We start from the raw sequence: 16,150 nt of genomic DNA, 5'->3' as shown, positions 1-16,150 counted from the left end.
ATTTTCAAGTCTCCAAAGTTGCCCTCAGTATGCTCGAAAATTCATTCAATCGCCGGTGAAAATCATCAGTAGCCAGCGACAGTGCCCTACAGCATTTCCATTCACAGCGGGAGCGCATTTCATCCGAGTTCTTGGCGCCACTTACAAAAGCAGGCAACATTACAGTAAACGAAAACATTGGCGCCGTCGGCAAGCGATCCTATTTCTTTACGGAGCCCTTCTTCTCCGGGGCCATGTTCGCATAGCGCGCAGTCGTTTGCCCGTCTTTGTGCCCAACAACTGAGCGAAGCTCCTCCTCAGTTTGAATGAAGCCAGCATCGATCATATTGCCTTGCCGGATGCGCTCGATGGTCCGCTTCTGCAAGTTCGCCACGCTGCGGGCTCCAATCATGTCTGCGATCGCCACGGGCGATGAGGTAATGTCCTTGAGCACTCTTGAAATGAAGGAGCGACGAGTGTCATGCATGTGGATGCCATCAAGCTTCGCCCGCGCAAGCACTCGGCGGAATACGGTCTTGAAGCCCTCGATCTTGTAATGGAAGACCCGTGCGTCCACTCGCGGAATAACTTTGAAGACTGCCACTGCCTCCGGCAGCAAAATCACCAAGCGCTCCTCGTCCGCCTTCGTCTGGTCAGCATCGAGATTGATGACTCCGCGCTCGACATCGATCTGGGACCATAGCAGGCCAAGGATCTTGGCCCTTCTCATGCCCGTGGATATGGCGACGGCGAAAATGAGCGGCATTTCCTTGTTCCGGCATTTGCGCAGCTCCGTAAGCAGCGCTTCCTCTTCGTCCGGCGAGATGATCCGCCGTCGGCGCCGCTCGCCGCCCTTCACCTTGGCCTTGTCTGCTTCTGCAAAGGGATTGTGGCCGTTGAGGCGTTTCCACGCCTTGTTGTCCGTGAAGCGCAGCTTGTTGACGACGGCTTGCAGAGCATATATCTCGCGCTTGACCGTGCTCTTCGCCTTGCCCTGCCGCAATCTGACATCGATGTATTCGGTTGTCTCCTGCTCCGTCAGGTCGTCGATATAGAAATCTCCGATCTTTTGCTTGGCGAAGCCCTTGGCATGCTCCCTCAAGCCCGCAAGAGGTCCCGACGGGACGACGAAGCCGCTTTTAATGTAGGAGATCTCAATGTTGCGGCAGCTTTCCAGGCGCGCCCTGGCGGCCTTTGCTGTTTGCTGGACCTTGTCTACGCCGCAATCTATCAATGGGGCCACATAGGCGCGCAGATAGCTGTCGATGGCATGGCCAAGCGTGCAGCGCCCTTCCATGATGAATTCCGCGGCAAGGCGCTCGATCTCGGAAACCATCAGGCTCGCGCGGTCTCGCCCTTGGGCTATCAGAAGCCTGCCTTGCGGCGTCTTGGTATCGGCCAAAAATATCTTGGCGCGCTCAAGCTCGTCTTGCCCGAATGAGCGATCGACAACGAAGTCGCCGCGCTCAACGCGCACTCTGTAACGTATGGATTTTGTTTTATCGGCGTTTTTCCAGTCGATGACCCGGATGCCGCGAGGTATGGATGATGCCATGATTGGCCTTTGGCGTTGGTGGAATCGTTTGTCGAATTCCCCTATTTTTCACCATCAAGCCGGCATTTACCGTTGCCCTGAAACCTGCTGGCGAACGCCAAGACCTTGATTTCAAAGCTTAAATTTGGTGGGAAGTGCAAGTTTCGAACTTGCGACCCCTGCAGTGTGAATGCAGTGCTCTACCCCTGAGCTAACCTCCCGAAGCGAGGCGAATTATCGCATAGGTGTTGCGGCATCTGCAAGGGCTGGCAACAGGAAATTTGCCACGCCTCCGCTTTTTTCTCAGGCGGCCGCTGGTGGCGCCAGGACAGCGGTCCAGATGCACTGGCCTTTGGCGGCCTTGTCGAGGCCGGCGATGGTGGCTTCGTGGGCGGCGAGCTCGTCAGCCGTGGCGCTCTGGAAGATGACTTCGGCCAGGGGCACGATTTCCAGGGCGGCACCGTCGGCAGCCACTTCCACTTCTTCTTCCATGCTCAGGCTGTTCTGCCCGCGTGTCATGGCCAAGTAGACGTCGGCCAGCAATTCCGAGTCGAGCAGCGCGCCGTGCAGCTTGCGGTGGGCGTTCGAGACGCCGTAGCGGTCGCACAGGGCGTCGAGAGAGTTGCGCTTGCCAGGATGCATTTCCTTCGCCTGCACCAGGGTGTCGATCACGCCATGCACTTGCTCATGCACGGGCGGCAGGTTCAGGCGCTTGAATTCCGCGTTGAGGAAGCCGATATCGAACGGAGCGTTGTGGATGATCAATTCGGCGCCGGCGATAAACGCGCGGAATTCGTCCGCGATCTCCGCGAATTTCGGCTTGTCGCTGAGGAATTCCGTCGTCAATCCGTGGACGGCCAGCGCGCCCTCTTCCGAGTCGCGTTCGGGATTGATGTAATGATGAAAATTATTACCCGTCAACATGCGGTTGTTCAGTTCGACCGCCCCGATCTCCAGGATGCGGTCGCCCGTGCGCGGATTCAGGCCGGTGGTTTCAGTATCGAGAACAATTTGACGCATGGCAGATTCAGTCGTAAAAGCAAAAAGCGAAGGGCACAGTATAGCAAACCTGCGCCCTGCAATCGCACCACGGCATTCTCGAACGCGCAATAAAACCGTAGCGAGCGGCAGTGATTTGTGGTCGAGAAGCGCAACCGTACTGAGTACGGGGCCGCCGAGGTGGTGAGCATCGCCAACCACAAAGCGCGACGCACAATAGGTTTGGTTGGGGGTTCTCAGGCGCGCACGGTTTCCACGCCCAGGTTTGCCAGTTCATCAGCCCGTTCATTGCCCGGATGGCCATTGTGGCCGCGCACCCAGCGCCATTCCACTTGATGGACGGCCTGGGCCGTATCGAGGGCTTGCCACAGGTCGACGTTCTTGACGGGCGCCTTGGCCGCCGTTTTCCAGCCGCGCGCCTTCCAGCCGTGGATCCATTCGCTGATGCCCTTCTGAACATACTGGCTATCGGTATATAACACTACCTGGCAGGGACGTTTGAGCGCCGTCAACGCTTCGATCACGGCCTTCAACTCCATGCGGTTATTCGTCGTATTGAGTTCCCCGCCGTAAATTTCTTTCTTGGCGCCATCGGCCACCATCAGCGCGCCCCAGCCGCCCGTACCGGGATTGCCCTTGCATGCGCCATCGGCGTAAATCTCAACCTTATCCATCTTGCTGTTCCCGCCTTTTATTCGTGACCGGTGCGCCTGCGGGCGCCGTCGCCGGTTTTTTGGTCCACGCCGGACCGATCAAACGCATCCCTTTGACACGCTTGATCGCCTGCACTATATACACTGCGCCCAGATATGGCCACCAGCGCGCACCGGCCTTATCCATGAAGGCGTTGCGGCGCAGCCATTTTTCTGTCCTGCAGGCAGGTGCGTAACAGCCGAAGTGGCTTTGACTGACGCCCATGTTCAGCAATTTTAACCAGTCTTTCATGCGCGGCATAGAGATCAGCTCACCCGCCTGCGGCAGATAATGGCGTCCCGTGACTCTTCCGATGCCCTGGCGCATGCCCCACAGGCTAGCCGGATTGAAGCCGCAGACGATCACGCGCCCCTCGGGGATCAGCACGCGCTCGACCTCGCGCAAGACCTGGTGTGGCTCGGCGGCAAATTCAAGTACGTGCGGCAAGACCACCAGGTCCAGACTTTGCGAATCGAACGGCAGCTCGTCGAAGGCCGACACCAGGGTCAGGCGCTGCTCCTGCGGCGGGCGTGGCGGCAGGCGCGAATCGAGCAGCCATTTGTTCGGCATGCGGCTGGCGGCCAGCGCGTCGAGCTGGGGCAAGCCGATCTGCACGGCGTTGTAACCGAAGATGTCGACGGTCAGGCTGTCGAGGCATTGCTGTTCCCAGGCACGCACGTACACACCGGCCGGTGTCTGCAGCCAGCCGTCAAGCGCTATAATGGATTTTTCGGATGCCACACTGTCCATTCAGTTTTCTCTTTTGCTCATGACACATTCCCCTGAACACGCTTTATCGGTACTTGCCGTGCCCGCCTTTGCCGACAACTACCTGTGGCTGATCCATGACGGCCGCCACGCCGCCGTGGTCGACCCTGGCGATGCCATGGCCATCCTCGATGCGCTGCAAGCCCATCAGCTGACCTTGTCCGCCATTTTACTCACGCACCACCACGCCGACCACACGGGTGGCGTGCCCGAATTGTTGCAGCATTTCGCCGTGCCCGTCTTCGGCCCGCGCAATGAGGCTATCACAGCTATCACGCAACCGCTTGGTGAGGGCGATGTCGCCTATGTGCCAGAGCTGGGTTTGCAGATGACGGTCATTGACGTGCCCGGCCATACCAAGGGGCATATCGCCTACGTGCGCCAGCGCTCGGAGCAAGGCGATGCACCATGGCTGTTTTCCGGCGACACCCTGTTTGCCGGCGGCTGCGGCCGCCTGTTCGAAGGCACGCCGGGCCAGATGGCCGACTCGCTGGGCAAGCTGGCCGCCCTGCCCGACGATACCGAGGTATTTTGCGCGCATGAGTACACCTTGTCCAATCTGCGCTTCGCTAGCGCCGTCGAACCGGGCAATGCGGCCTTGCAGGAACGCATCGCCATCGACACGGAAAAGCGCCAGCAAGGTTTATCGACCGTGCCGTCGACCATTGCCGTTGAGAAGGCCACGAACCCCTTCCTGCGCTACCGCGAAGCGGAGATTCTGACCAGCCTGAAGGTGGAAGGCAAGCTGGCCGCCGACGCCTCGCCCGTGGAAGCGTTCGCGGCCTTGCGGATGTGGAAGAATAATTTTTAAGTCGATCTTTCCGCAATAAAAAATCCCGGCAGATGCTTTGTTGCATCGCCGGGATTTTTTCATGCTGTTACTTGATCAGGATCAGATTTCTTCGTACAGCGGCAAGGTCAGGAACTCAGCGAACGATTCCGACGTCGACATTTCCTCGAAGATCTGGCCGGCACGCACATAGGTCGGCCCGTTGCCGCCTGGCGCATCGCGCTGCACTTTGGCCAGCTCTTCCGGAATCATGGTGCGCACCATGTCAGCCGTGACCTTGCGGCCATCTTCCAGCACGCCTTTGCTGGAACGAATCCACTGCCACACTTGCGAGCGGCTGATCTCGGCCGTGGCCGCGTCTTCCATCAGGTTATGGATAGGCACGCAACCGTTGCCGGCCAGCCAGCTGCCCAGGTAGTGGATACCCACGTTGATGTTGTAGCGCAAGCCCGCTTCCGTGATCGGCGCTTCCGGCTGGAAATTCAGCAAGTCCGACGCTTTCACATCGATGTCGGGACGCTGTTTCTCGATCTGGTTCGGCTTGTCACCCAGCACTTTGGTGAACTCGCCCATGGCCAGTTCCACCAGGCCCGGATGGGCAACCCAACCGCCGTCGTAGCCGTCGGTAGCATCGCGGGCCTTGTCGTTGCGCACGCCGCCCATGGCGATGTCATTCTTTTCAGGATCGTTCTTGATCGGGATCAAGGCTGCCATGCCGCCGATGGCCGGTGCGCCACGTTTGTGGCAGGTTTTCAGCAGCAGCAAGGCGTAGGCGCGCATGAATGGTGCCGTCATGGTGACTTTCGCGCGGTCGGCCAGGCAGAAATCCTTGTCCAGCTTGAATTTCTTGATGCACGAGAAGATGTAATCCCAGCGGCCAGCGTTCAGGCCCGAGCTGTGTTCTTTCAGTTCGTAGAGGATTTCATCCATTTCAAACGCTGCCAAAATGGTTTCGATCAGGACAGTCGCCTTGATCGTGCCTTGTGGCAAGCCCAATTCGTTTTGCGTCATGACGAAGATATCGTTCCACAGGCGCGCTTCCAGGTGCGATTCCATTTTCGGCAGGTAGAAATACGGACCGGCGCCGCGCGCCAGTTGTTCCTTGGCGTTATGGAACATGAACAGGGCGAAATCAAAAATGCCGCCGGAAATGCGCTTGCCGTCGACCAGCACGTGCTTTTCATCGAGGTGCCAGCCGCGCGGACGCACAACCAGGGTAGCGATCTTGTCGTTCAGCTTGTACGACTTGCCATTTTGCTCCAGCGAAATCGTCTTGCGCACGGCATCGAACATATTGATCTGGCCCGTCAACTGGTTATCCCAGTTCGGCGTGTTCGAATCCTCGAAGTCCGTCATATAGCTGTCCGCGCCGGAATTGAACGCATTGATGACCATCTTGCGCTCGACGGGACCGGTGATTTCCACGCGGCGGCATTCGAGCGCCTTCGGAATCGGCGCGATCTTCCAGTCGCCGTCGCGGATGTGCGCGGTTTCTGGCAGGAAATCAGGACGCTCACCGGCGTCGAGGCGCTTGGCGCGTTCCACGCGCACGGCCAGCAATTGCTGGCGGCGCGGCTCGAAGGCGCGCGTCAGCTTGGCCACCAGCGCCAGCGCCGCCGGCGTGAGGATCTGTTCATAGCCGGGCTGGATTTCACCCGTGATTTGCATGCCTTCGGGAAGTGCGATCGTATTCTGCGTCATGAAGTTCTCCGGTTTTTAGTAAATATAAGCAAAGGTAATCTGGCGATCCAAGTATAAGCTGAACGATTGCGCTGACAAGCGGGACAGAGGCGCAAAAACACTCTGCCAGGCGGCGCGTTTGTTCTATAGTATTGCACTATAAGGCATGGAAACGAGATTAAAAATCACTTCATCTATGCGTTTTTGTCACAAGTGATAGCATCGCGGGAGCACGGCATGGGGCAGTTCAGACAAATATCAACGTTCGTGGAAGTGGTGGCCAAGGGCAGCCTGTCGGCCGCCGCGCGCGCGGAAGGCATTGCACCGGCCATGATCGGCCGGCGCCTCGATGCGCTGGAGCAGCGCCTGGGCGTCAAATTACTCCAGCGCACGACGCGCAAGCTGGCGCTGACGAACGAAGGCGCCGCCTTCCTGGAAGATTGCCAGCGCATCCTGGCAGAGCTGGAAGAGGCGGAAGCGGCCGTGGCCGAGCGCAGCGTAAAGGCCAGCGGCCATTTGCTCATTTCCGCGCCGGCCGGCTTCGGGCGTCAGCACGTGGCGCCCCTGATTCCCTCGTTTGTCGCCGAGCACCGCGACGTGACGGTGTCGCTGAACCTGAACGACCGCCTGGTCGACCTGATCGGTGAAGGTATCGACGTGGCCATCCGCATCGCCAGCCTGTCCGATTCCTCGCTGGTGAGCACCAAGCTGGCCGACAACCAGCGCGTGCTGGTCGGCTCGCCCGCCTACCTGAAACGGGCAGGCACACCGCGCATCCCGGCCGACCTGGCGAAACATAATTGCCTGGCGATCAGCAGCGAAGGCAGCCAGCGTGGCTGGACCTTCCGCGAAAACGGCAAGAATGTGATTTTAAAGGTGGCAGGCAATATGGTGTGCAACGATGGCGAAGTGCTGCACGACTGGGCGCTGGCCGGCAAGGGACTGGCGTGGCGCTCGATGTGGGAAGTGGGCGCCGAGATCGCCTCGGGCCAGCTGGTGACGGTGCTGGACCAGTTTGCCGCGCCGGGCAACGATATTTATGCCGTGTTTGCCCAGCGCCGCCATTTGCCGCTGCGCATACGGGCGTTCGTGGATTTTTTGCGCCACAGCTATTCGCAACCCGACTACTGGCGCGAACGCGCTATCTGAGGGCGCCCAATCAGACCTACGCTGACTCAAAGCGCCCAGAACAAGGGCCATGCAAGCTATAAACCACACGCATAAGGCAGTCAAACCCCATACTTTACCGAAATTCAGGCGAAAAAAAATCCTCGGAGACCGAGGATTTCTTTATTTCGTTTGATCCAGCGTATTAGATTGGCTGAATGTTCGAAGCTTGCTTGCCTTTAGGGCCAGCGGTCACTTCAAAAGAAACGCGTTGGTTCTCTTGCAGGGACTTGAAGCCGTTCGACTGGATAGCCGAGAAGTGAGCGAACAGATCTTCGCCGCCTTCGTCAGGGGTAATAAAGCCGAAACCCTTCGAATCATTGAACCATTTTACGATGCCAGTTGCCATTACAATTTCCTATTTCAGTTAAGTTGGGCTTGCGCCCGTTATATCGTTTGAAGCAAGAAAGAAATGACAGACAAACTGCACTACTACCTCGAATCCAACGATGCCCAATTATACCAACAAAACTGAGAAAAACCATTCTTTCGCAAAATAAACTTGCGAACACTACTTTAATAGCCAAATCCCCGTCTTGCGGCGCCCTGTACCAGCGGCTTGGAGACACTATATCCTAATCTGCGACGCGAGTGCTTTGCGTTGCATCAAATGAATCATTGTAACCACATCCCTATGGCGCTTGTGACTCACGCGCTGAAATGGGTGGCGCCCGCATCGCGTGCGGCCCAATGCAGCAGCGCCTCCACTTGCGCGCGCACGGCGGGCCATTCTGCCACCGCCTGCGCCGGCGCATTGAGCATGGCACGCACCTGCTGTTCGATGCGCCGACATTCCTGCCCCAGCGCAGCGAAACCGAAGGTGGCAGCCGAGCCGGCTACTGCGTGCAGCGCGCGGTGCAGTTCCGTCAACGGTTCCAAACGGGGGCCTTCGCTGTCGCAGCGGCCGCTTGCCTGCGTGATCGTTTGCATCAGGGCTGGCACGCCAGCCGCATATTTTTCGTTCAGGGCGCGCAAACGCGCGCGAAAATCCGGGTCGATCAAAGTTGCCATTGCAATACTCGCCTGACTACGCTTACTTGGTGCCGAAGATGCGGTCGCCGGCATCACCGAGGCCCGGCACGATGTAAGCGTGGTCGTCCAGGTGCGAATCGAGCGAAGCGCAGAACATCTTGACGTTCGGGTGCGCGTTCTGGAACACGGTCACGCCTTCCGGTGCGGCCACCAGCGCCAGGAAGATGATCTGCTCATCCGTCACGCCCCGCTTCTTCAGCACGTCGACGGCATACACGGCCGAATTACCGGTCGCTACCATCGGGTCACACAGGATGAAGGTGCGTTCGTTCAAGTCCGGCAAGCGCACCAGGTATTCCACCGGCATGTGGGTGGCGGGATCGCGGTACACGCCGATGTGGCCCACGCGCGCCGATGGCACCAGGTTCAGCAAGCCATCGCTCATGCCGATGCCGGCGCGCAGGATGGGGACGATGGCCAGTTTCTTGCCGGCAATGACGGGCGCGTCGATAGTCACCAGCGGAGTCGTGATCTGGCGCGTGGTCAGTGGCAGGTCGCGCGTGATTTCATAGCCCATCAGCAAGGTGATTTCCTTGAGCAATTCGCGGAAGGTGCGCGTCGACGTATCGTGCTCGCGCATGTGGCTCAGCTTGTGCTGGATCAAAGGGTGATCGGTAATGAACAAATTCGGGAAACGTGGATCTTGTTTCATATTGTTTTTCTTTCTCTGCTCTCTGGCGCGGCGGCAAGTCTGGGCCGCAGGCGCGCTGTGTGTCGATAAAATGATGGATAGCCGCATTATCCCAGCCCACAGCCCCCCTGTGGCCGGAATTTTCGAAATAATCGGATTTATAGGGCTCAATACTCGCGCAGTGCGCGCGTCAGGATGGCCGCGCAATCGGTGCCCGCCGGCAAGCGGCCATACGCACCGCCCGGCGCTTGCAGCAGCCGCGACTGCAGGAATGCCTGCGCGATGAAGGGCGGTGCATGGCGCAGCAGCAATCCCGCCTGCACGGCCAGCACGATGCGCTCGGATAATTGCCTGGCGCCGAATTCATCCGTCTGCGGCCCTTCCAGCGCGGTCAGCAGGCGCGACCGGTATTCGGCAAAGGCAGCGTCAGCATCGCCGGCCAGCGCCAGCTCGGCCGCCAGGGCGTCGCGCGCGGCCGGCGACTTGCCGAAGGCGCGCAAGACGTCGAGGCACATGACGTTGCCCGAGCCTTCCCATATCGAGTTGACGGGCAGCTCGCGGTACAGGCGCGCCAGCGGCGCATCTTCCACATAACCGGTGCCGCCCAGCACCTCCATGGCTTCCGCGCCAAAACCGGGACCGCGCTTGCAAATCCAGTACTTGCCGGCCGGCGTGAGCACGCGCGCCAGCATCGCTTGCTGCGGATCGTCCTTTGCATCGAAACAGCGGGCCAGGCGCAGCGCAAACGCGGTGGCGGCTTCCGATTCCAGCGCCAGGTCGGCCAGCACGTTTTGCATCAGGGGCTGCTCGGCCAGCGGCTTGCCGAACACGGCCCGCTGGCGCGCATGGTGCAGTGCCTGCGTCAGGGCGGCGCGCATGATGCCGGTGCTGCCCAGCACGCAATCGAGGCGGGTATGGCTGGCCATTTCCAGGATGGTGGGAATGCCCCGCCCCGGCTGCCCCACCAGCCAGCCGTAGGCGTTGGTAAATTCCACTTCCGACGAGGCATTCGAGCGGTTGCCCAGTTTATCTTTCAGGCGCTGCACGCGGATGGCATTGCGGCTGCCGTCGGGCAGGTAGCGGGGCAGGAAGAAGCACGACAATCCGCCCTCCTGCGCCTGCGCCAAAATCAGGTGGGCATCGCATTGCGGCGCCGAAAAAAACCATTTGTGACCGACGATGCGCCAGGCGCCGCCCGCCTCGTCGCCGAACAGGGCCTGCGCCTCATCCGGCGGCACGGGCACCGCGCGCGTGGTGTTGCTGCGCACGTCGGAACCGCCCTGCTTTTCCGTCATGCCCATGCCGACCAGGGCGCCGCGCTTCTGTTCCACGGGCAAGGAACGTGGATCGTATTCACGCGACAGGATTTTCGGCAGCCAGCGGGCGGCGATGTGCGGCAGATCAAGCGCCTGGCGCAAGGCCGGCACCGAGGCATACGTCATCGTCACGGGACACTGCGTGCCGTTTTCCACCTGCCCTACTAATAGATAGGCCGCCGCGCGCGCCACCTGGGCGCCAGGACCGGGCGACGCCCAGGGCGAAGCGTGCGCACCGGCGCCGACGAGGATGGCCATCAGTTCATGCCAGGCCGGATGGAACAGCACTTCGTCGATGCGGCGCCCGGCCCGGTCGAACTGCTGCAGTTCGGGCGTGTGGATATTGGCCAGGCGCGCCAGCGTGTAGGTCTCGGCGCGGCCCAGCTTTTCACCCAGCGCGTCGAGCTCCTGCAGCGCGGCGCCGCCGCCCTCGCGCAGCAGCGCTTCGATCAGCGCCGGATCGCAGGCGAACAGGTTGACGTTTTCAAAAGGCGTGGCCTGGTTAAAAACTTCATGCGTGTCAAAGGCATTCATGGAGGTCTCCTGCGATTTGTTATCATGGCGCCCTTGCCGTCGCTGGCGCACCGTCAACACCGTCTGCCAGCCAGACTAGCGCAAAGCGCATGGCAGGGCAAGCGCGCTTGCGGAAGCCGGTGCGGCAGAAAGTTTCCACGGGGCACGAAAATTCCCACGCGTGTCGCGCAGCATGATTTTTTTCATGGAAGGCAGGAATATTTACAAAACCTGAAGCAATGTTGCTCTATTTCATGTATTTGAATGCTTTTCAATGATACATTTCGTGTGGATCGCGTTCCGATAGTCGCCCTCTGGCTGATATGGCGCGCATAGCGCACGATGCAATCTTTCCGTTGGCGCCCTGCCCTGCAGCGGGCGCCGGCACTGATAACAAAAAGGTAAAAGCCAGCACGATGTTTTCCAGTACCCCATCCGCCGCCCATCGCGAGGCACGCCACGAGTTGGACAACCTCATGGAAGAGGCAGGCGACGTCGTGTTCCGGCTCGATACGGACGGCCTGATCTTGTTCGCCAGCAAGCGCGCAGCCGCCCTGTTCGGCGCGCCATCGGGCCTGGCCGGCCACTTGCTGCTGCCGCTTGCCACCGAAGCGTCGCGCGCGGCGCTGCAGGCGGCGCTGGAAGACTCCCTGGCCGAGCCGGGCCGCCTGGAAGTGCGCCTGCAAACGCCAGACCAGGAGATCTGGTTCGAACTGCGCCTGTCTTCTTATATGAACGCAGACGGCATCACCGAGTTACTGGTAGTCGGGCGCGACACCTCGGCCCAGCACAACACGGAAGAACGCTTGCGCCACATGGCCAACCACGATGCGCTGACCGGGTTGCCGAACCGCCTGCTGCTGTCGGACCGCATCCGCATGGTCATCGCCCAGGCGGCGCGTTCGGGTCAGGGTTTTTCCGTGGCCACCATCGGTCTCGATGGCTTTAAAAAGGTCAATGATGGCCTGGGCCACCCCGTCGGCGACGCCGTACTGCGCCTGGCCGCCGCGCGCCTGCGCAAGACCCTGCGCGACAGCGACACCCTGGCGCGCGTGGGCGGCGATGAATTCGTCGCCGTGCTGCCCGGCAGCGCCACCGATGCGCAAATCAAGCTGGTAACGGGCCGCCTGCTGGCTACCCTGCAGGCGCCGTTCGAAGTCGACGGCCACACGATCTACGTGGGGGCGTCCGTGGGTGTATCGATCTATCCGCTGCACGCGGAAGATGAAGTACGCCTGGTGGCGCTGGCCGATGCGGCCATGTCGCGCGCCAAGGAAACGGGCAAGGCCCGCTGCCTGGTCTACAGCCCGCGCCTGAATGGCCCGTCGGAACACGATATCTCGCTGGAAGCGGCCATGTTCCACGCCGTGCGCGAAGGCGAATTCCTGCTCTTCTACCAGCCCATCGTCGATGCGCACACGCGGCAAATCCAGGGTTTCGAAACCCTGATGCGCTGGAAACACCCGACCCTGGGCCTGGTGCCGCCCGTGCGCTTCATCCCGATCGCCGAAGCCAATGGCCTGATCAACCTGCTGGGCGCCTGGGCACTGAAGGCAGCCTGCGTGCAGCTCAAGCAGTTCCAGGAAGTGGCCAAGCGGCCGCTGTATATCTCCGTCAACATCAGCCCGCGCCAATTCCGCAACGACAAATTCCTCGACGTGCTCGATGACGCCATCGCGTTTTCGGGACTCTCCGGCGAACACCTGGTGCTGGAAATTACGGAAGGCACCCTGATGATCGACCCCGTGCATGCGGAAACTATCCTCGTCAAGATGACGGAGCGCCGCGCGCGCATTGCCATCGACGATTTCGGCACCGGCTATTCCTCGCTGGCGTATCTGAAGCGCTTCCCCATTTCCGTACTGAAGATCGACCGCACCTTCATCAAGGACTTGCCCGAATCGAGCAAGGATGCGGCCATCTGCAACACCATTCTCGACCTGGCCAAGCACTTGAATTTGTCCGTGGTGGCCGAAGGCGTGGAAACGGAGGAGCAGATGCACTTCATGGAGTCGCGCGGGTGCCAGTATGTGCAAGGCTATTTGACGGGCAAGCCGATGCCGGCCCATGCCGCACTATCGGCCTTGAGCGAAAAAACCTATGCGGCGCTGGTGCCCACGCCGTCTGCCAATGAACAGCGCGGAGGGGTGCAATGAATCCAGGTCATTTCACGGTGCCGACACAGCTCGGCAAAAACACCCTGGACCTGCTGTGGGCGCGCACGCGCCTGCAGGGCGACATGCCCGGCTTCGCGAAAGCCATCAGCGCCATCCTGGGCGCCATGCGTGGTGAGGATGACCACGAATTCGACATCACGCAAACGGTGCTGTCCGATCCTGTCCTCATGCACAAGGTGCTCAGGCTGGCCAACAGCGGCATGTACTCGGCCTTCGGCCAGAGAGTCAATACGGTCTCGAAGGCCGTGCTGGTGCTGGGCATCGACGCCATAGGCCATCTGGCGCTGGGACTGAAACTGATCGAGGAGCTGTCGCAGGCGTCGCCCGACTCCGTCAGCGCCCACGTGGAAATGGAAAAGGCCGTGCTGGCCGGGATGGTGGCGCAGCAGGTGGCCACCAGCGCCGGCAGCCTGCAGGCGGAACAAGCCGTTGTCTGCTCCATGCTGCACACCCTGGGCCGCATGATGGTCACGTTCTACATGACGGACTTCTGGGCGCGCATGCAGGCGCATGCGGGTCCGGGCAACGAGGCGGCCGCCGCGCGCGAAATCCTCGGCCTGTCGCTGCCGGAAGTGGGCTATGCCACGGCCGCCCACTGGGGCTTGCCGCAGCACCTGATCAACGGCATGCGTCCGATGGCCCCGTCGCCCGACAACGCGCCCGTCAGCGGCGCCGACTGGATGGCGGGCCTGTCGACCATGGCGGCGCGCTGCGCCGACTCGCTGTGGCATGACGATGCGGCCGGTGCGGCGCAGGTGCATGCACTGATCGACGACTATGCGGGTACCCTGGGCATCACGGCCACCGACCTGGTGGTGGCGGTAGACAAGGCCAAGGCGATGGCGGCGGCCGACCTGTCGATCGCGCCCCTGTCGAAACCGGCCGAACGGCGCGCGCGCCAGCTGGCCTCGACGCGCATGCGGGCCGAGGGTAATCGCGTCCTGATCAGCGGCCTGGCCGACCTGCGCGGCGCCATCGGCAACGCCAGTCCGGGCCAGATGGTCTCGATGGCGCTCGAAACGCTGCACCAGGGCTTTGATTTTTCGCGCTCGGTGGCGTTCGTGCGCAACCACAGGGATCATTTTTACTCGGCCCGCATCAGCATGGGCGAAGGCATGGCCGACCTGCAGGACCTGATGGTGTTTGGCGACGAGTATGAGCCGAACGTGTTCCACGCAGCCCTCAATAGCGACCGCGTAATCTTCATCGACAATGCGCGCGACCCGAAATTTGCCGCCAAACTGCCGCAATGGTGGAAATCCACCCTGTCGGAAGCGCGCAGCTTCGTCGTGCTGCCCCTGTCAGCCAACGGCCACCCCACGGGATTCTTGTACGGTGACTGGGACGACAGCTTCCCGCCGATTCAATTAAACCAGACGGAATTCAACCTGATCAACGATATCCGGGCGTTATTGGTGCAGTCGGTGGAGATGCGGCACCAGCTGGAGCTGGTGGCTAATAAAGTGGCCTGAAATGACAACCCAACGGCGAAAATGCCGGGGTCGGACCTTCAAGGTCCGACCCCAGATCTTGCCTCTCGGGTCAATTACTTCAACTTCGGCGTACTCACGCTGACATCGCCGCACTGCGCGCGGTGCATCAGGGCGTGGTCGATCAGCACCAGCGCCAGCATGGCTTCGGCGATCGGCGTGGCGCGGATGCCCACACAGGGGTCGTGGCGGCCGAAGGTTTCCACCATCACGGGATTGCCCTCTTTATCGATCGAGCGGCGCGGCGTGCGGATCGACGAGGTTGGCTTGATGGCGATCGATACTTTGACATCCTGTCCTGTCGAGATACCACCGAGCACGCCGCCCGCGTTATTGCCAATAAAACCTTCCGGCGTCAGCTCATCGCCGTGCTCGGAACCCTTTTGCGCCACGGAGTCGAAGCCGGCGCCGATTTCCACACCCTTGACGGCATTGATGCCCATCATGGCGTAGGCGATATCGGCGTCGAGTTTGTCGTAGATGGGCTGGCCCAGTCCCACCGGCACGTTTTGCGCAATCACGTCGATGCGCGCACCGATGGAGTCGCCGTCGCGGCGCAATTGGTCCATGGCCTCTTCCATGCGCGCGATCAGGTCCGCGTCGCCGCTGGCGGCAAAGAACGGGTTCGCATGCACGTGTTCCCAGGACTGGAATGGCACGGGAATGTCGCCCAGCTGGCTCATGCAACCCTTGAAGGTGGTGCCGTACTGCTGCTGCAGCCACTTCTTGGCGATGGCCGCCGCGCCCACCACGGGCGCCGTCAGGCGCGCCGAGGAACGCCCGCCGCCGCGCGGGTCGCGCACGCCATATTTATGCCAGTAGGTGTAGTCGGCGTGGCCGGGGCGGAAGCTTTCCGCGATATTGCCGTAGTCCTTGCTGCGCTGGTCTTCATTGCGGATCAGCAACGCGATGGGCGTACCCGTCGTCACGCCCTGGTACACGCCCGAGAGAATTTCCACCGTATCCGATTCCTGACGCTGCGTCACGTGGCGCGACGTGCCCGGCTTGCGGCGGTCCAGCTCGGGCTGGATATCGGCTTCCGACAGGACCAAGCCCGGCGGACAGCCATCGATCACGCAGCCGATGGCCGGGCCATGCGATTCGCCGAAAGTGGTAACAGTAAACAGTTTGCCAAAAGAATTGCCGGACATAGTAGGAAGTGTGAAAGACTGGAAAACTCAATTCTACCAGCCTGCGGGCCATGCCATGCCGCTAATGCCGCAGCAAGGCCCGATATTCGCCCACCCATCTCGCCATTTTAAAAGGCTCTGTCCCCGATAAGTAGGGGAATTCCGAGAATTTTCCTGGGGCCCTGCTGTCTGACGGTACATAGCAGACAAACGGGAGTCTTCCATGCAGCCAGCCCAGTGGAAAACCTTCA

General features: G+C 60.7%; 14 protein-coding genes and 1 tRNA gene. 4 read left to right on the top strand and 11 right to left on the bottom strand.

What is annotated here, in order from left to right; all coding sequences use genetic code 11:
- Positions 1-199: 199 nt before the first annotated feature.
- The 5 genes from ACQ4WN_RS09225 to ACQ4WN_RS09205 form a co-directional block, all read right to left on the bottom strand.
- A complete protein-coding gene (locus tag ACQ4WN_RS09225) occupies positions 200-1,534 on the bottom strand; it encodes a site-specific integrase (protein WP_436551257.1) in 1,335 nt (444 codons plus the stop codon).
- Positions 1,535-1,659: 125 nt separating this feature from the next.
- Positions 1,660-1,734, bottom strand: a tRNA-Val gene (locus ACQ4WN_RS09220).
- Positions 1,735-1,816: 82 nt separating this feature from the next.
- Positions 1,817-2,533: a DNA polymerase III subunit epsilon gene (gene dnaQ, locus ACQ4WN_RS09215; protein ID WP_436551256.1), complete on the bottom strand. Its 717-nt coding sequence runs from the start codon at positions 2,531-2,533 to the stop codon at positions 1,817-1,819.
- Positions 2,534-2,748: 215 nt separating this feature from the next.
- Positions 2,749-3,186: a ribonuclease HI gene (gene rnhA / locus ACQ4WN_RS09210; protein WP_436551255.1), complete on the bottom strand. Its 438-nt coding sequence runs from the start codon at positions 3,184-3,186 to the stop codon at positions 2,749-2,751.
- Positions 3,179-3,955, bottom strand: coding sequence for a class I SAM-dependent methyltransferase (locus ACQ4WN_RS09205; protein ID WP_436551254.1), 777 nt, complete (start codon positions 3,953-3,955; stop codon positions 3,179-3,181). The genes rnhA and ACQ4WN_RS09205 overlap by 8 nt, the downstream gene beginning before the upstream one ends.
- Before the next feature lie 19 nt (positions 3,956-3,974).
- Between ACQ4WN_RS09205 and gloB the strand changes: the two genes are divergently transcribed.
- Positions 3,975-4,784, top strand: coding sequence for a hydroxyacylglutathione hydrolase (gloB, locus tag ACQ4WN_RS09200; protein ID WP_436551253.1), 810 nt, complete (start codon positions 3,975-3,977; stop codon positions 4,782-4,784).
- 81 nt (positions 4,785-4,865) lie between these two features.
- Here the strand turns inward: gloB and aceB are convergent, their stop codons facing one another.
- Entirely contained in the window at positions 4,866-6,464 is a 1,599-nt protein-coding gene (gene aceB / locus ACQ4WN_RS09195) for a malate synthase A (RefSeq protein ID WP_436551252.1), read from the bottom strand.
- 216 nt (positions 6,465-6,680) lie between these two features.
- On the opposite strand from aceB, the gene ACQ4WN_RS09190 reads away from it, so the two are divergent.
- Positions 6,681-7,592, top strand: coding sequence for a LysR family transcriptional regulator (locus ACQ4WN_RS09190; RefSeq protein ID WP_436551251.1), 912 nt, complete (start codon positions 6,681-6,683; stop codon positions 7,590-7,592).
- Positions 7,593-7,755: 163 nt separating this feature from the next.
- Here ACQ4WN_RS09190 and ACQ4WN_RS09185 read toward each other — a convergent pair whose 3' ends face one another.
- From ACQ4WN_RS09185 to ACQ4WN_RS09170, 4 genes are all read right to left on the bottom strand, one after another.
- Positions 7,756-7,959: a cold-shock protein gene (locus tag ACQ4WN_RS09185; RefSeq protein ID WP_010398811.1), complete on the bottom strand. Its 204-nt coding sequence runs from the start codon at positions 7,957-7,959 to the stop codon at positions 7,756-7,758.
- A 299-nt stretch (positions 7,960-8,258) separates the two neighbouring features.
- Entirely contained in the window at positions 8,259-8,621 is a 363-nt protein-coding gene (locus ACQ4WN_RS09180; RefSeq protein WP_436551250.1) for an Hpt domain-containing protein, read from the bottom strand.
- Between the two features lie 22 nt (positions 8,622-8,643).
- Positions 8,644-9,294, bottom strand: coding sequence for a uracil phosphoribosyltransferase (gene upp / locus ACQ4WN_RS09175; RefSeq protein ID WP_436551249.1), 651 nt, complete (start codon positions 9,292-9,294; stop codon positions 8,644-8,646).
- 146 nt (positions 9,295-9,440) lie between these two features.
- Positions 9,441-11,123 carry an isovaleryl-CoA dehydrogenase gene (locus ACQ4WN_RS09170; protein WP_436551248.1) on the bottom strand — a complete coding sequence of 561 codons (1,683 nt, stop codon included), beginning with the start codon at positions 11,121-11,123 and terminating at the stop codon, positions 9,441-9,443.
- Between the two features lie 395 nt (positions 11,124-11,518).
- On the opposite strand from ACQ4WN_RS09170, the gene ACQ4WN_RS09165 reads away from it, so the two are divergent.
- The gene (locus tag ACQ4WN_RS09165; protein WP_436551247.1) at positions 11,519-13,258 is read left to right on the top strand and encodes a putative bifunctional diguanylate cyclase/phosphodiesterase; all 1,740 of its coding nucleotides are present in this window, start codon (positions 11,519-11,521) and stop codon (positions 13,256-13,258) included.
- A complete protein-coding gene (locus tag ACQ4WN_RS09160; RefSeq protein ID WP_436551246.1) occupies positions 13,255-14,751 on the top strand; it encodes an HDOD domain-containing protein in 1,497 nt (498 codons plus the stop codon). Before ACQ4WN_RS09165 ends, ACQ4WN_RS09160 begins: the two co-directional genes overlap by 4 nt.
- 74 nt (positions 14,752-14,825) lie before the next feature.
- Here ACQ4WN_RS09160 and aroC read toward each other — a convergent pair whose 3' ends face one another.
- Positions 14,826-15,920: a chorismate synthase gene (gene aroC / locus ACQ4WN_RS09155; protein WP_436551245.1), complete on the bottom strand. Its 1,095-nt coding sequence runs from the start codon at positions 15,918-15,920 to the stop codon at positions 14,826-14,828.
- Between the last annotated feature and the right edge of the window lie 230 nt (positions 15,921-16,150).

The organism is Janthinobacterium pasteuri (assembly GCF_051380775.1).
Lineage (GTDB): Bacteria > Pseudomonadota > Gammaproteobacteria > Burkholderiales > Burkholderiaceae_D > Janthinobacterium.
Note: the sequence above shows the minus strand (reverse complement) of the source record. Positions and strands in the feature narration are given on the sequence as shown.